This window comes from Rahnella sp. ATs2 (genome assembly GCF_051851855.1).
GTDB lineage: Bacteria > Pseudomonadota > Gammaproteobacteria > Enterobacterales > Enterobacteriaceae > Rahnella > Rahnella variigena.
Window position 1 is genome coordinate 99,183 of sequence record NZ_JBLYPL010000012.1, and the last position, 15,130, is coordinate 114,312.

11 protein-coding genes are annotated in these 15,130 nt (G+C 53.7%); 8 read left to right on the forward strand and 3 right to left on the reverse strand.

What is annotated here, in order from left to right:
- Window positions 1-13: 13 nt before the first annotated feature.
- The 4 genes from ACJY2G_RS14840 to lplT all read left to right on the forward strand — a co-directional run bounded on the left by ACJY2G_RS14840 (window position 14) and on the right by lplT (window position 7,374).
- Window positions 14-1,252: an MFS transporter gene (locus ACJY2G_RS14840; RefSeq protein ID WP_129638920.1), complete on the forward strand. Its 1,239-nt coding sequence runs from the start codon at window positions 14-16 to the stop codon at window positions 1,250-1,252.
- Window positions 1,253-1,388: 136 nt separating this feature from the next.
- Entirely contained in the window at window positions 1,389-3,647 is a 2,259-nt protein-coding gene (locus tag ACJY2G_RS14845) for a molybdopterin guanine dinucleotide-containing S/N-oxide reductase (RefSeq protein ID WP_439291891.1), read from the forward strand.
- Window positions 3,648-4,003: 356 nt separating this feature from the next.
- Window positions 4,004-6,169, forward strand: coding sequence for a bifunctional acyl-ACP--phospholipid O-acyltransferase/long-chain-fatty-acid--ACP ligase (gene aas / locus ACJY2G_RS14850; protein WP_439291892.1), 2,166 nt, complete (start codon window positions 4,004-4,006; stop codon window positions 6,167-6,169).
- On the forward strand, window positions 6,166-7,374 hold the full coding sequence (gene lplT / locus ACJY2G_RS14855) for a lysophospholipid transporter LplT (RefSeq protein WP_112288295.1): 1,209 nt from the start codon (window positions 6,166-6,168) through the stop codon (window positions 7,372-7,374). Before aas ends, lplT begins: the two co-directional genes overlap by 4 nt.
- A gap of 76 nt (window positions 7,375-7,450) precedes the next feature.
- On the opposite strand, the gene ACJY2G_RS14860 is transcribed toward lplT, so the two are convergent.
- From ACJY2G_RS14860 to mutH, 3 genes are all read right to left on the reverse strand, one after another.
- On the reverse strand, window positions 7,451-8,491 hold the full coding sequence (locus tag ACJY2G_RS14860; RefSeq protein ID WP_439291893.1) for an NADP(H)-dependent aldo-keto reductase: 1,041 nt from the start codon (window positions 8,489-8,491) through the stop codon (window positions 7,451-7,453).
- A gap of 177 nt (window positions 8,492-8,668) precedes the next feature.
- Window positions 8,669-8,887 carry a YgdI/YgdR family lipoprotein gene (locus tag ACJY2G_RS14865; RefSeq protein WP_430320506.1) on the reverse strand — a complete coding sequence of 73 codons (219 nt, stop codon included), beginning with the start codon at window positions 8,885-8,887 and terminating at the stop codon, window positions 8,669-8,671.
- A 105-nt stretch (window positions 8,888-8,992) separates the two neighbouring features.
- Entirely contained in the window at window positions 8,993-9,679 is a 687-nt protein-coding gene (gene mutH / locus ACJY2G_RS14870; protein WP_430320485.1) for a DNA mismatch repair endonuclease MutH, read from the reverse strand.
- A 695-nt stretch (window positions 9,680-10,374) separates the two neighbouring features.
- Here mutH and rppH point away from each other — a divergent pair.
- From rppH to thyA, 4 genes are all read left to right on the forward strand, one after another.
- Window positions 10,375-10,902: an RNA pyrophosphohydrolase gene (rppH, locus tag ACJY2G_RS14875; RefSeq protein ID WP_013574162.1), complete on the forward strand. Its 528-nt coding sequence runs from the start codon at window positions 10,375-10,377 to the stop codon at window positions 10,900-10,902.
- An 11-nt stretch (window positions 10,903-10,913) separates the two neighbouring features.
- Window positions 10,914-13,160, forward strand: coding sequence for a phosphoenolpyruvate--protein phosphotransferase (gene ptsP / locus ACJY2G_RS14880; RefSeq protein WP_430320486.1), 2,247 nt, complete (start codon window positions 10,914-10,916; stop codon window positions 13,158-13,160).
- A gap of 182 nt (window positions 13,161-13,342) precedes the next feature.
- On the forward strand, window positions 13,343-14,212 hold the full coding sequence (lgt, locus tag ACJY2G_RS14885; RefSeq protein ID WP_112288300.1) for a prolipoprotein diacylglyceryl transferase: 870 nt from the start codon (window positions 13,343-13,345) through the stop codon (window positions 14,210-14,212).
- A 6-nt stretch (window positions 14,213-14,218) separates the two neighbouring features.
- Window positions 14,219-15,013 carry a thymidylate synthase gene (thyA, locus tag ACJY2G_RS14890; RefSeq protein ID WP_112288301.1) on the forward strand — a complete coding sequence of 265 codons (795 nt, stop codon included), beginning with the start codon at window positions 14,219-14,221 and terminating at the stop codon, window positions 15,011-15,013.
- Window positions 15,014-15,130 lie beyond the last annotated feature (117 nt).

The following is a 15,130-nucleotide window of genomic DNA, read 5'->3' on the forward strand; positions in this document are numbered from 1 at the left end:
GGAAAGCAATGATATGAACAGTGATCGTTTTGGATTAAAACGTTTCGTCTTTTCCCGCTTTGCCGGGTCACTGTGCGATCAGTTTCTGCTGTTTGCCGTGCCGCTGGCGATTTTAAAAGCCACCGGTTCTCTTACCTTTTCCTCGCTGGCATTCGTGATTGAATGGCTGCCGCGTATTCTGTTTTTCCCGCTGTCAGGTTTTTTGGCTGACCGTATCAAGCCCCGTTTTATCTTCTTTAACGTGGAAGCCGGACGCTGCGTGTTAATGGTGATCGCCTTCCTGACCCTGACCTTTCATCCCGGCGCCACATTCCCGGTGCTGGCGGTCATGATGGCGCTGCTGTCGGTGGCCTATGTCCTGAACTTTGTCGCCACTGAGGCGCTGTTACCGCGCCATATCCCCGCAGAGACTCTGCCGAAAGCGCATTCAATGTTGCAGGGTGTCGACCAGACCACACAGGTTCTCGGCCCGGCGCTGGCCGTGGCAATTTCTGTTTATGGTGGCGTAGGGGCGATTTTAGCCTGTGCCGCCGTGCTGTTTGCTGTCTCGGCCATCAACTATTTGTTCCTCGAAACGCATGACCTGGAAGTGGCAGAGAAGATGAGTCTGCGTTCCATTGTGCAATCCAATATTACGGCGATTCAGGTACTTAAGCAGAATAAAATCCTGCTGCATCTGTGTGCGCTGACCTGGGTCGTCAATCTGGTCTACGGTGCGGCGCTGGTGGTGAGTGCGGCGGTGATCCTCAAAGAGTTTCATCTGCCTGAGAGCTACTTTGGCGTGTTACAGACCTCGGCAGCGCTGGTCACCATCATTACGTTTTTCTTTGTGCCGCGCATTGCCAAACGTTTTGGGCTTTCCACGCTGGGAACCCTGTCATTTTGCGGCATGATATTGTCAGGTGCCCTGATGTCGCTTTCACTGGATTACGCGATGTATCTGGCTGGTTACGCATTACTGATGGCGTTTGACGGTGCATTCAGCGTCTACCTGCGCACCTTACGCAGCCAGATTATTCCGCAGAAACATCTGGGAAAAACCATGGGGCTTATTGGCCTGATGAATATGTGTTCGGTACCCGTCAGCGGCCTGGCGGTGACAGCGCTGGCAGGCAGCTTTATGCCGTTGCAAATCATCGCCATCATTCTGGTTTTTGCGCTGATATTAGGATTGATGTTGATCGTCATTGGCCGTCGTGCTTTTGGCTATAACAGTTGGTTACCGCCGGTCATCGCGCAGCCACAGGCCTGAATGAGCATGTCTGAGTAATTGAGGACGAAGGGGGAACAGGTCACCTTTTCTGTTTATCCACATTTGTGCTTTGAGTTATCAGCGCAGTGAATGGTATTTTTAAAGTCATTTATCTGCGCTGAGAAAAACAGAAATAATGTCTATTAAACGCTATCCGCAACTGGCCCACTGGGGCGCGTATACCGCCGTGGTGGAAGATGGCCGGTTGATCCGCTGCGAACCTTATAAAGCGGATGCCGATCCTTCCCCTTTACTCGATTCCATTGCGCCTCTGGTCTATTCCGATAAACGTATCCGTAAACCTGCCGTGCGCCGGTCGTGGCTGAAAAACCGTGAGAACAGCGATCGCTCGCTACGCGGGCGTGAAGATTTTGTCGAAGTGGACTGGGATCTGGCGCTGGATCTGGTGGCGGAAGAGAACAAACGCGTGCGTGACCGTTACGGCGCTTCCGGCATTTTTAACGGTTCTTACGGCTGGTCATCGGCCGGTCGCCTGCATCATGCCCGTTCTCTGGTGCGTCGTTTTTATTTCACCGGCGGCGGTGGTGTGGATCAGCAGGGCAACTACAGCTGGGGTTCGGCGCAGTTCTTTCTGCCTTATGTTATCGGCACGTTTACCCCGCTGACCGGACGAGTGACGTCGTGGCCGAGCGTGGTCGAACATGCTGACATTCTGGTGGCGTTCGGTGGTCTGGCGCTGAAAAACGCGCAGGTCGCTTCCGGCGGTGCAGTGGAACATACCCTGAAACCGGCGCTGGAGCAGCTGGCGAAGAAAGGCACGCGTGTCATAAATATCAGCCCGATGCGTGACGACTGCCCGGAGTTTGTGAATGCGGAGTGGATCCCGATCCGCCCGAACACGGACGCGGCGCTGATGATGGCGGTGGCATATGAGATTCAGCGCCAGGAAGCGCAGGACAACGCGTTTCTTGGCACCCATTGCGTCGGTTATCCGCAACTTGCCGCCTATCTGCGCGGCGAAACCGACGGCATCCCGAAAACGCCTGACTGGGCGAGCCACATTACCGGCGTTCCGGCACAACGTATTGCCCGTCTGGCAGACGATCTGATCGGCGTGCGCAGCTTTATTACCTGTTCTTATTCGGTGCAGCGCGCCCATCGCGGCGAGCAGCCTTACTGGATGATGATCGCCATTTCCGCCATGCTCGGGCAGGTCGGTTTGCCGGGCGGCGGCTTCTCGTTTGGTCATGGCTCGATGAACAGCGTCGGCAATCCGCGTTATGACACCCCGGGCCCGGCGGTCAGCGCCGGACCGAATCCGTCTGGACTGTCGATTCCGGTGGCACGCATCAGCGACATGCTGCTCAATCCCGGTCAGCCGTATGAATTCCAGGGCGAGACGCTGACTTACCCGGATATCCATCTGGTCCACTGGGCGGGCGGCAATCCGTTCCATCATCATCAGCAGCTTAACCGTCTGGTGGAAGGCTGGCAGAAGCCGGATACCGTGATTGTGCAGGATAACGTCTGGACGCCAGCGGCGCAGATGGCGGATATCGTGCTGCCTGCGACGACTTCGCTGGAACGTAACGATATCGGCGGCTCATCGCGTGACCGCTACGTGCTGGCGATGCATCAGGCGATTGCGCCTCAGCATCAGGCGCGTAACGATTTTGATATTTTCGCGGATATTGCGGATCGTCTCGGTTATCGCGAGCAGTTCACGCAAGGGCGCAATGAAGATCAGTGGCTGCGCCATATTTACCGTCAGTGCGGTGAAGCGCAGAAAGGCACCGGCGTGGAATGGCCGGACTTCGAAACGTTCTGGCAGCGCGGTTTTGTTGAACTGCCGATGCCGGAAAAAGATTACGTGTTCTTCGAGGAATTCCGCAAAAGCCCGCGCGCTAATCCGCTCGGCACGCACAGTGGCAAAATCGAACTGTTCTCTGAAACCATCGCCGGTTACGGTTATAAAGATTTCGCGCCGCATCCCGAATGGCAGCCGCCGGTTGAATGGCTGGGTGCTGAAAGCGCCAAAGAATGGCCTTTGCACCTGATTTCCATTCAGCCGAAAGATCGCCTGCACAGTCAGCTCGATCAGTCGCCGCTGGCTCAGTCGAACAAAACCGCCGGGAAGGAAACGCTGTTTATGCATCCGGAAGATGCGGGCAGCCGTCAGCTGAAAAATGGCGACCGGGTAAAAGTGCATAATGCGCGTGGCAGCTGTCTGGCGGGTGTTTCGCTTAACGACGGGATCACGCGTGGCGTAGTACTGATGTCCACCGGCGCCTGGTTTGATCCGGGCTTTGGTGGCAAATGGCAGGAAACCGAGCAGGCGGGTAACCCGAATGTGCTGACGCTGGATATCGGCACATCGCGTCTGACGCAGGGGCCAAATGCCATGAGTTGCCTGGTTGAAGTTGAAATTATTTAAGGTAGTTTTCAATGGTTAGCCCGATTTAAGAGAAATCGGACTCATTTTCACCACTCGTTACACTTTGCGGAATTATGTTTCGATTGCCTGCTGGCTGTGGTTCGTACAAAACAGCTAAATTGAACGTCCCAGAGGTATTGATTGGTGAATCATCAACGTGCTCTGCATGTTGATACCGATTAAATTTGCACCAACCTACGCGGATGCGTAGGTTTTTTTTTGCCTCAATTCCGGCATGTCGCTAAGCAACCTCCTAAACTCTCTCTGACTGGCGTCTTTTACAACGGCTTATAGTATGCTGTTTCCCCAACCTTTTTCTTTCAAGATCAGGGATGACACATAAGGAGATGGCAAACATGTATAACTTTCTTTTCGCCGCATTCAGGTGGCTTTTTCGTCTGATGTTCCGGGTCACTGTGACCCCGGTGAAAAACGACTTTAATTACCCGCGATTAATTCTCACGCCGAACCATGTCTCGTTTATTGACGGCATGCTGCTGGTGCTTTTCCTGCCGATCAAACCGGTATTTGCAGTGTATTCCAACATCACGGACAGTTGGTTTATGCGCTGGCTGAAACCGTATGTGGACTTCATGCCGCTGGATCCGACCAAACCGATGGCGATCAAGCATCTGATCCGCGAAGTGGAAAAAGGACGTCCGGTGATTGTCTTCCCGGAAGGCCGTATCACGGTGACCGGTTCACTGATGAAGATTTACGACGGCGCGGCCTTTGTGGCGGCGAAGTCACAGGCGACAGTGATCCCGGTGCGTATCGACGGGCCGGAATACACACCCTTTGGCCGTTTGTTCGGCAGCTTTAAAATCCGCTGGTTCCCGAAAGTCACTATCAATCTTTTGCCGCCGACCACCATCCCGATGCCGGATGCGCCACGTTCCCGCGACCGCCGTGTGCTGGCCGGTGAGCAACTGCATAAAATCATGATGCAGGCGCGCATGGATACCCGCGAGCCGGAAACGCTGTATCAGGCGTTGTTATCCGCGCAAACCCGTTATGGCCGCCGCAAACCTTGCATCGCCGATATCGCGTTCAAAGAAGATTCCTATCAGGGCCTGCTGAAAAAATGCCTGGGTGTGAGCCGTATCCTGCAACGTTTCACCCGTGAAGGTGAACACGTCGGCATGCTGTTACCGAATGCCACCATCATGGCGGCGGCACTGTTTGGCGCATCGATGCGCAACCGTATTCCGGCGCTGCTCAACTACACCTCCGGGGCGAAAGGGCTGCAAAGCGCGATGAAAGCTGCGCAGATCAAAACCATCATTACCTCCCGCCAGTTCCTTGAGAAAGGCAAACTGACGCATCTGCCGGAGAATGTCCCAGAAGCGAACTGGGTCTATCTGGAAGATCTGAAAGACACGGTGACCACGCAGGATAAGCTGTGGATCCTGTTCCATTTGATTTTCCCGCGTCGTGCGATGCTGCCGCAAAAGCCTGATGATGCAGCGCTGGTGCTGTTTACTTCCGGTTCGGAAGGCAATCCGAAAGGTGTGGTGCATTCCCATGCCAGCCTGCTGGCGAACGTTGAGCAAATCCGGACTGTTGCAGACTTTACGCCGCGTGACCGCTTTATGTCGTCACTGCCGCTGTTCCACGCCTTTGGCCTGACCGTCGGATTACTGACGCCGCTGATCACCGGCGCACGCGTATTTTTATACCCAAGCCCGCTGCATTACCGCATCGTGCCGGAACTGGTGTATGACCAGAACTGTACCGTGCTGTTTGGGACTTCCACCTTCCTGGGCAATTACGCCCGCTTTGCCCATCCGTATGATTTTGCCCGTTTGCGTTATGTGGTGGCTGGCGCTGAGAAACTGGCTGAAAGCACCAAGGAAATCTGGCAAAACAAATTCGGTATCCGCATTCTCGAAGGCTACGGCGTGACCGAATGTGCGCCGGTGGTGGCCATCAACGTACCGATGGCCACCAAAGTGAATACCGTCGGTAAAATTCTGCCGGGGATGGAATCGCGCCTGATTACCGTGCCGGGGATTGAAGAGGGCGGTCGTCTGCAACTGCGTGGCCCGAATATTATGAAAGGCTATCTGCGCGTGGAAAATCCGGGTGTGCTGGAAACTCCGCAGGCTGAGAATGCCGCAGGTGAAATGCAGGCTGGCTGGTATGACACCGGTGATATCGTCACGCTGGATGAAAAAGGTTTCTGCGCCATCCGTGGTCGCGTGAAGCGTTTTGCCAAACTGGCGGGAGAAATGGTGTCGCTGGAAAGCGTCGAGCAACTGGCGATCAAGGCTTCACCGGATAAACAGCATGCGGCAACATCGCGCAGTGACGCCAGCAAAGGCGAGGCATTGGTGCTGTTTACCACTGATACTGAATTACGTCGTGATGCGCTGAGCAAAGCTGCCCGTGAACTCGGGCTGCCGGAACTGGCGGTACCGCGTGATATTCGTGTCGTTAAAGCGTTACCGTTGCTCGGCAGCGGTAAACCCGATTTTGTCACCCTGCGCCAGATGGCAGAAAACCCGGAGACTGAGGCATGATCCAGCCAGTCAAGGCGGCATCGCCGCTGATGTCAAAAAGTATGAGTGCGGTGATCGTGGCGCAGTTCCTGTCCGCTTTCGGTGACAACGCGCTGTTGTTTGCCGCGCTGGCGCTGATCAAACAGCAGCTTTATCCCGACTGGAGCCAGCCCGTTTTACAAATGGCGTTTGTGGCGACGTACATTATCCTCGCACCGTTTGTCGGGCAGTTCGCGGACAGTTTCTCGAAAGGCCGCGTGATGATGGTGGCTAACCTGCTGAAACTGGCGGGCGCAGCGGTGATTTGCGCCGGTATGAATCCGTTCCTCGGCTATACGCTGGTTGGTATTGGCGCTGCGGCGTATTCACCGGCGAAATACGGCATTCTCGGGGAGATCGCCAGCGGTGAGCAGTTAGTGAAAGCCAACGGGCTGATGGAAGCATCCACCATTGCCGCGATCCTGCTGGGTTCTGTTGCCGGTGGCGCACTGGCTGACTGGAGCATTCTGGCGGCGCTCGGGATCTGCGTGCTGGCGTACGGCGCGGCAGTGGCGGCAAACTGGTTTATTCCTAAGCTGGATCCGGCGCGTCCGGGGCAGTCGTGGAATCCGGCAAAAATGAGCCGGACATTTTTCTCTGCCTGTAAAACCTTGTGGCAGGATGGCGAAACGCGCTTCTCGCTGGTCGGCACCAGCTTGTTCTGGGGCGCGGGCGTGACGCTGCGTTTCCTGCTGGTTCTTTGGGTGCCGGTGGCGCTGGGTATCACCGATAACAAAACGCCGACGCTGCTCAACGCGATGGTGGCGATCGGGATTGTGTTTGGTGCGGGAGCCGCGGCTAAATTAATCCGTCTGGACACCGTTAAACGTTGTCTGCCCGCCGGTGTCGCCATTGGTATCGCTGTCGTGGTGTTTGCGCTGCAAACCAGCATGCTGAGTTCTTACATCGTTCTGGTTGTCGTGGGGATTTTGGGTGGTTTCTTCGTGGTGCCGCTGAACGCCCTGTTGCAGCATCGCGGTAAAATTTCTGTCGGTGCCGGTAATGCGATTGCCGTACAGAATCTGGGTGAAAACACCGCCATGCTTTTGATGCTGGGGCTCTATTCGCTGGTGGTCATGGCGGGTGCGCCGGTCGTGGCGATTGGTATCGGATTTGGTGTGGTATTCGCGCTGGCGATTGCCGGGCTGTGGATCTGGAAGAACATGCAGAAACGCCGTCTGGCGTAAGGTTGTTTTAGCACAAAAGAAAAGGGCGCTGAGCGCCCTTTTTTGTGGCCTGCGATCCGCATTAACTATGCAGGAATTACGGTGCAGGAATAGTGAAGCGTTTGTGGATATTTTCCAGGTCAGCGAGGATTTCTTCGTCAAGTATCAGGTTCTGGCTGTCGATGTTGATCTTCAGCTGTTCCATGGTCGTCGCGCCGAGCAGCGTGCTGGCCACGAAAGGTTGCTGACGTACAAAGGCCAGCGCCATTTGTGAAGGATCCAGATTGCGTTTCTTCGCCAGAGCCACATATTCGCCAATCGCCGCTTCTGCCTGCGGTGAAGAATAACGGGTGAAGCGGCTGAACAGCGTATTACGCGCACCCGCCGGTTTCGCACCGTTCAGGTATTTGCCGCTTAACGTGCCGAACGCCAGGCTGGAATACGCCAGCAGTTCAACGCCTTCGTGCTGGCTGATTTCTGACAAACCGATTTCAAAGCTGCGGTTCAGCAGGCTGTACGGGTTTTGAATCGACACGATGCGTGGCAGATCGTGTTTCTCCGCCAGTTGCAGATAACGCATCACGCCCCACGGGGTTTCGTTAGAAACACCGATGTAGCGGATTTTACCGGCACGTACCTGTTCATTCAGCGCTTCCAGTGTTTCCAGCAAGGTCACCGGAGACTGTTCTTCGGTGTACTGATAACTCAGTTTGCCAAAGAAGTTGGTCTGACGCTGCGGCCAGTGCAACTGGTACAAATCCAGATAATCTGTATTCAGACGCTTGAGGCTGGCATCCAGCGCGGCACGGATATTTTTGCGATCCAGCATCTGAGCCGGGCGGATAGCGTTGTCACTACCACGGGAAGGTCCCGAGACTTTGCTCGCCAGAACAATCTTCTCACGGTTGCCGCGGGCTTTGATCCAGCTGCCAATATAACTTTCTGTCAGTCCTTGCGTCTCTGGACGCGGAGGAACGGGATACATTTCGGCGGTATCAATCAGATTGATGCCTGCTGAAACGGCGTAATCGAGCTGCTGATGGGCGTCGGCTTCGCTGTTTTGTTCACCAAAAGTCATGGTGCCAAGTCCCAGTAAGCTCACTTCTAAAGAACTGTGGGGTATACGGTGATATTGCATTGCCGGTCTTCCTTTATATCTGAGAATGTCAGGCTAATGAAAAAGCGCCTCAACTGACTATATACAAGGGAATCATCAGGGGGAAGTGGCAGAGAGTGCCGGTCATCAGAGCAGGGCGGGGTATGAGTAAAAGAGCCGGTAAAAACCGGCTCTTTTCAGGCAGGACTTAGCCTTTACTTAACGCTTCATGACCTGACTGACGTTATCGTTGTTGATCTGGCGTTCATTGCCTTGTTCATCGGTGTAGCTCAGCAGACCGGTGGATTTATCCAGCTTTGGTTTGCCATCGGTCAGGATCATGCTGCCGTCTTTGGTCGAGATGACGTAATCGCTGGCGCAACCTGCCAGGGTAAAAACCAGCATTGCGGCACCGGTCATCATCAATGTTTTTTTCATCATTATTATCATTCCTTTTGTGTACAACAAGAGAGTCAGATTCTAGCGTAGCAAAAGGTTTCAAAAGTGGCAGAAAAGGTGATTAAAATTTTCTAAATGCGGCGATCACAGCAAAAAATGCCGGGCGAGCAATGCCGAGGTAAAACGCTTCTTAAGATAGAAGCCGCGAGGCAACGTCAGGATCGGTTGCCCGAATTCGCCGATGGCTTCGGTCAGCGCCTTGCTGTTCGCGGCCTTTGGCCTGATTTGTAAAAACTCGCCATGACGGGCAGTGATGCTTTCTACTTTGCCCAGCACAATCAAATCCATCAGTTCTTCCCAGTCCTGACGCAGTTGTTCATCTTCTTCAGGAGAAGGCTGCCACAGCAAAGGCGCACCAATATGACGGTCAGCCAGCGGGATCTGCCGTTCGCCTTCGACCGGTATCCACAGCACACGTGCCAGTTTGTGGCGAACATGGCTGCTTTCCCACGTCACACCGCTGTTGCCGGTTAAAGGTGCGACACACACAAAGGTGGTTTCCAGCGGCTTGCCACGGGAATCCACCGGAATGGTTTTCAGCTCAATGCCAATGTCAGCAAAATCCTGCTCAGGTTTACTGCCGGCTATCGCACCAAGATAAACTTCCAGCAACATGCCGACCCAGCCTTTCTCCCGTTTAAGATTTTCCGGAATAGGGAGTCCCGCATGCGCTGCCAGTTCGCCCAACGTGTGACCCGCCAGCGACTGCGCGCGTTGCAGCAGTTCCTGTTCGTGGTGGGGCGGTGAGGTCGCGGGTAAAGGAATAGACATAAAAAACAACGCTCAATTAAATGATTAATTTTTGTACTGCTTTGTGCCGGCACAATGAATAAAAAGTTATCCCTGTGGAGTAATGAAATAATAGCATGATTTGCCTTAGGTTTTTTTCCGCTTTCTGGTCTCTTTTATTCACATTTGATTAGGTTGATCACCTGTTGAAGGCGACAATGAACAGGATCTTCCACCTACTTATCCACAGATTTCTTGGATAACCCTGCCTTTTACCGATCACTGGTTCGATTTACAGGCTTGACGGAAGGGGTTTTATGCAATTTTTGCCCTGATGACGTCAACTTTTAAACGATCGCTGTGGATAAAAACGACATTGGTGGATCTTTCACCAGCTCCCGGTGCAGTGTGAGATAACTCTCATTTTTGACAGTGGGATAACTTCAGTTATTGTCAGTAATGTTATGGTTTATAATGATTTTATGGAAATTCATTTTGCTGGCAAAAATAAGTTCAGCAGAGTTTTACCCCGCTTACTCTTAAGTTCTTCACATATCTATCCACAGAAAAAGTGAATAAAATCGCGGGTGATTTTCAAAATCTGTTTATAACTTCGAAGTTAACGGAGAGTTATCCCATTTTTATTCATGCTCATCGGCATTAACCAGTGGTTTACCGCCTGTTGGTAGTATGAAACAATCAGAACATCTATGATTTTAAGCTATTGAGGTAGTCCGGTGATCGATGATGATGGCTACCGCCCGAATGTTGGTATCGTAATCTGTGACAAGCAGGGTCAGGTATTGTGGGCCAGACGATACGGTCAGCACTCCTGGCAGTTTCCGCAGGGGGGCATAAACCCCGGTGAAACTGCTGAGCAGGCCATGTACCGCGAGCTGTTTGAGGAAGTGGGGCTTGGCCGTAAAGATGTACGTATTCTGGCTTCAACCCGTAACTGGTTACGTTATAAATTACCAAAACGTTTGGTGCGTTGGGACACAAAGCCGGTTTGTATCGGCCAAAAGCAAAAATGGTTCTTGCTGCAACTGATGTGTAACGATGCTGATATCAATATGCAGCGCAGCAGTACGCCTGAATTTGATGGCTGGCGTTGGGTGAGTTTCTGGTATCCGGTTCGTCAGGTGGTTTCTTTTAAACGCGATGTTTACCGTCGTGTGATGAAAGAGTTTTCCACCACGATTATGCCGATGCAGGAAGTCTCCCTTCCCAGGACATCGCCCGCTTATCGTCGTAAAAGAGGCTAAGTCACGAAGAGATGCTCACGCGTTTGCGAGAAATTGTTGAAAAGGTAGCAATGGCGTCCAGCCTCAATGATGCGCTGGATGTACTGGTCAATGAAACCTGCCTGGCGATGGACACAGAAGTGTGTTCCGTCTATCTCGCTGACAATGACCGCCGTTGTTATTACCTGATGGCGACGCGAGGTTTGAAAAAACCTCGCGGGCGGACTATTACTCTGGCGTTTGATCAGGGGATTGTCGGTCTGGTAGGGCGTCTTGCCGAGCCTATTAACCTTGCTGATGCGCAGAGCCATCCCAGCTTTAAATATATTCCTGCCGTAAAAGAAGATCTGTTCCGATCCTTTTTAGGCGTACCGATCATTCACCGTCGTCAGTTGCTTGGCGTGCTGGTTATCCAGCAACGCGAACACCGCCAGTTCGATGAAAGTGAAGAGTCATTTTTGGTCACGCTGGCGACGCAGCTGGCCGCGATCCTTTCTCAGGCACAGCTTAATGTGCTTTACGGACGCTTTCGTCAGACCCGTGTCCGCGCGCTTGCGGCTTCGCCTGGTGTGGCTATCGGTATCGGCTGGCAGGATAGCTCGCAGCCTTCGCTCGAGCATGTGTATATGGCGTCCACGCTTGATACGGTGCGTGAACGCGAACGTCTGACCCGCGCACTGGAAGATGCCGGTGCTGAATTCCGCCGTTTCAGTAAGCGTTTTACTGCCAGTGCGCAGAAAGAAAGCGCCGCGATTTTCGATCTCTATTCCCACCTGCTTAACGATGCGCGCCTCAAGCGCGAGCTGTTCGCGCAGATTGATCAGGGCGCGGTGGCGGAGTGGGCGGTCAAAAAGGTGGTTGAGGAGTTTGCCGCTCAGTTTGCCAGTTTGCAGGATACTTACCTGCGTGAGCGCGGCAGCGATTTACGTGCGCTGGGTCAGCGACTGGTTTTCCATCTCGATGACACGATCCAGGGCAATACCCAGTGGCCTGAGCGGTTTATTCTGGTTGCCGATGAGCTGACGGCTACTTTGCTGGCCGAAGTGCCGCAAGACCGGCTGGCCGGTGTCGTGGTTCGCGACGGCGCCGCCAACTCCCATGCGGCGATTCTGGTGCGCGCAATGGGCGTGCCGACCATTATGGGCGCTGATATTCAGCCTGCACTATTGAGCCAGCGACAACTGATTGTTGATGGCTATCGTGGCGAGTTACTGATTGACCCCGAACCCGTGCTGGTCACGGAATATAAGCGTCTGATCAGCGAAGAAATGGAGCTGAGTCAGAAAGCTGAAGACGACGTTGAGCAACCCGCCGCGCTGAAAAGTGGCGAACGGGTGAAAGTGATGCTCAATGCCGGTCTGAGTGCCGATCACGAAAAGCTGTTCGGCAGCCGCGTCGATGGTGTCGGGCTGTATCGCACGGAAATACCGTTCATGCTGCAAAGCGGCTTCCCTTCTGAAGAAGAACAGGTCGCGCAGTATCAGGGCATGTTGCAGCTGTTTCCGCAAAAACCGGTCACCCTGCGCACGCTGGATATCGGTTCTGATAAACAACTACCGTATATGCCGATTAGCGAGGAGAACCCTTGTCTGGGCTGGCGTGGTATCCGTATTACTCTCGATCAGCCTGAAATTTTCCTTATTCAGGTACGCGCGATGCTGCGTGCTAATGCGGCGACCGGTAATCTCGGCATTCTTCTGCCCATGGTGACCAGTCTTGAAGAGATTGACGAGGCACGTCGTTTAATCGATCGTGCCGGACGTGAAGTTGAGGAACAACTCGGTTACGAGCTTCCACGGACACGTCTTGGCGTGATGATCGAAGTCCCTTCCATGGTCTTTATGCTGCCAGCGCTGGTCGGAAGGGTTGAGTTTATCTCCGTCGGTACCAACGATTTAACGCAGTATCTGCTGGCGGTGGATCGCAACAACACCCGCGTGGCCGGTCTCTATGACAGCCTGCATCCGGCGATGCTGCGCGTGCTCAGGCAGATTATCACCGGTGCAGAAGTCGCCGGACTGGACGTCAGTTTGTGTGGCGAAATGGCGGGTGACCCGATGGGCGCATTGCTGCTTACCGGCATGGGGTTCCGTAATCTCAGCATGAACGGACGCAGCGTCGCCCGCGTGAAATACCTGCTGCGACGCATTGATTTAGCCGATGCAGAAGAGCTGGCCGGACGGGTGTTACAGGCGCATTTCACCACGGACGTGCGTCAAATGACCGCCGCATTTATGGAAAGACGCGGACTGGGCGGCCTGATCCGCGGCGGTAAATAAGCGCCGGACGCCAGGTTTTGCGCTGCAGTATTCTCATCCTGATCGCACTCTGGCGCGGGATGAGATGATTTTTTACAGAACTTTTCCAGCGGCTTAGCCCCGGAAAACCTTCCGGCTATGCTACTATTCGCTCCCTGCTGGCCCCTGACCGGGCAATAATGATAAACAATTTGTGGTGATAGATGAGCAACAGCTATCTGGCGTTTCCCCAGTTTGATCCGGTGATTTTCTCAATCGGACCGGTATCTCTTCACTGGTACGGACTGATGTATCTGGTCGGTTTTGTCTTCGCAATGTGGCTGGCGGTACGCCGTGCTAACAAGCCAGGCAGCGGCTGGACCAAAGACGAAGTTGAAAACCTGTTGTACGCGGGTTTCCTCGGTGTCTTCCTCGGTGGTCGTATCGGTTACGTATTCTTCTACAATCTGCCTTTGTTCCTCGAAAACCCACTGTATCTTTTCAAAGTGTGGGACGGTGGCATGTCCTTCCACGGCGGCCTGATTGGCGTAATCGTGGTCATGCTGATTTTTGCCCGTCGCACTAAACGCAACTTCTTCCAGGTTGCCGATTTCATCGCTCCGCTGATCCCGTTTGGTCTGGGTGCTGGCCGTCTCGGCAACTTTATCAATGGTGAGCTCTGGGGCCGCGTGACCACGGATGTGCCATGGGCAATGCTGTTCCCGGGTTCCCGTCAGGAAGATATTGCGATTGCCGCCGCTGACCCGAAATGGCAGCCGCTGCTGAACCAGTACGGCGTATTGCCGCGCCACCCTTCACAGCTGTATGAACTGCTGCTCGAAGGTATCGTACTGTTCATCATCCTGAACGTATTTATCCGTAAATCTCGCCCGATGGGGGCGGTATCAGGCTTGTTCCTGATCGGTTATGGCTTATTCCGCATCATCGTTGAACACTTCCGCCAGCCAGATGCACAGCTCGGCCTGTTCGACGGGATCATCAGTATGGGGCAGGTGCTGTCCATTCCAATGGTCGTCATTGGTCTGATTATGATGGTCTGGGCATATCGCCGTCCGCAGAAACAATTGTCGTGAGGTAACATGAAACAGTATCTGGATTTAATGCAGAAAGTGCTCGATGAGGGCACCCCTAAAGCCGACCGTACCGGTACGGGCACGTTGTCGATTTTTGGTCATCAGATGCGTTTCAACTTGCAGGAAGGTTTCCCGCTGGTCACGACCAAACGCTGCCATTTACGCTCCATTATTCATGAACTCCTGTGGTTCCTGAAAGGCGAAACTAACATCGCTTATCTGCGTGAAAACAATGTCAGCATCTGGGACGAGTGGGCTGATGAAAACGGCGACCTCGGACCGGTTTACGGCAAGCAATGGCGTGCCTGGGGCGCGGCTGACGGCAAGCAAATCGACCAGCTGGCAAATGTGGTTGAACAGCTGAAGAAAGACCCTGACTCGCGTCGTATTATCGTGTCTGCATGGAACGTGGGCGAACTGGATCAGATGGCGCTGGCACCTTGCCACGCTTTCTTCCAGTTCTATGTGGCCGACGGTAAATTGTCCTGCCAGCTGTACCAGCGCTCATGCGATATCTTCCTCGGCTTGCCGTTCAATATCGCCAGCTACGCACTGCTGGTGCATATGATGGCGCAACAATGCGACCTCGAAGTGGGTGATTTTGTCTGGACGGGTGGCGATACGCACCTGTACAGCAACCACATGGAACAGACGCATCTGCAACTGAGCCGTGAACCTCGTGCGTTGCCAAAACTTGTCATTAAGCGCAAACCGGCGTCCTTGTTTGATTACAACTTCGAAGATTTCGAGATTGAAGGGTACGATCCGCACCCTGCAATCAAGGCACCTGTCGCTATCTGATCCTTCGTTGTATGCCGCCTGACACTTGCGTCAGGCGGTCATTCCCCCCTTATCCTGCTTTCCTGCTGCCCCACTTTTTACGCCTTTTCCTAACAATTTCTATCCCGATTTATATCC

Excerpts from the sequence above, each read along its gene's own strand:
- ACJY2G_RS14840 (WP_129638920.1), top strand. The coding sequence starts at position 14 with ATGAACAGTGATCGTTTTGGATTAAAACGTTTCGTCTTTTCCCGCTTT.
- ACJY2G_RS14865 (WP_430320506.1), bottom strand. The coding sequence starts at position 8,887 with ATGAAAAAAACATTGATGATGACCGGTGCCGCAATGCTGGTTTTTACC.
- ACJY2G_RS14860 (WP_439291893.1), bottom strand. The coding sequence starts at position 8,491 with ATGCAATATCACCGTATACCCCACAGTTCTTTAGAAGTGAGCTTACTG.
- aas (WP_439291892.1), top strand. The coding sequence starts at position 4,004 with ATGTATAACTTTCTTTTCGCCGCATTCAGGTGGCTTTTTCGTCTGATG.
- lgt (WP_112288300.1), top strand. The coding sequence starts at position 13,343 with ATGAGCAACAGCTATCTGGCGTTTCCCCAGTTTGATCCGGTGATTTTC.
- lplT (WP_112288295.1), top strand. The coding sequence starts at position 6,166 with ATGATCCAGCCAGTCAAGGCGGCATCGCCGCTGATGTCAAAAAGTATG.
- thyA (WP_112288301.1), top strand. The coding sequence starts at position 14,219 with ATGAAACAGTATCTGGATTTAATGCAGAAAGTGCTCGATGAGGGCACC.
- mutH (WP_430320485.1), bottom strand. The coding sequence starts at position 9,679 with ATGTCTATTCCTTTACCCGCGACCTCACCGCCCCACCACGAACAGGAA.
- ACJY2G_RS14845 (WP_439291891.1), top strand. The coding sequence starts at position 1,389 with ATGTCTATTAAACGCTATCCGCAACTGGCCCACTGGGGCGCGTATACC.
- ptsP (WP_430320486.1), top strand. The coding sequence starts at position 10,914 with ATGCTCACGCGTTTGCGAGAAATTGTTGAAAAGGTAGCAATGGCGTCC.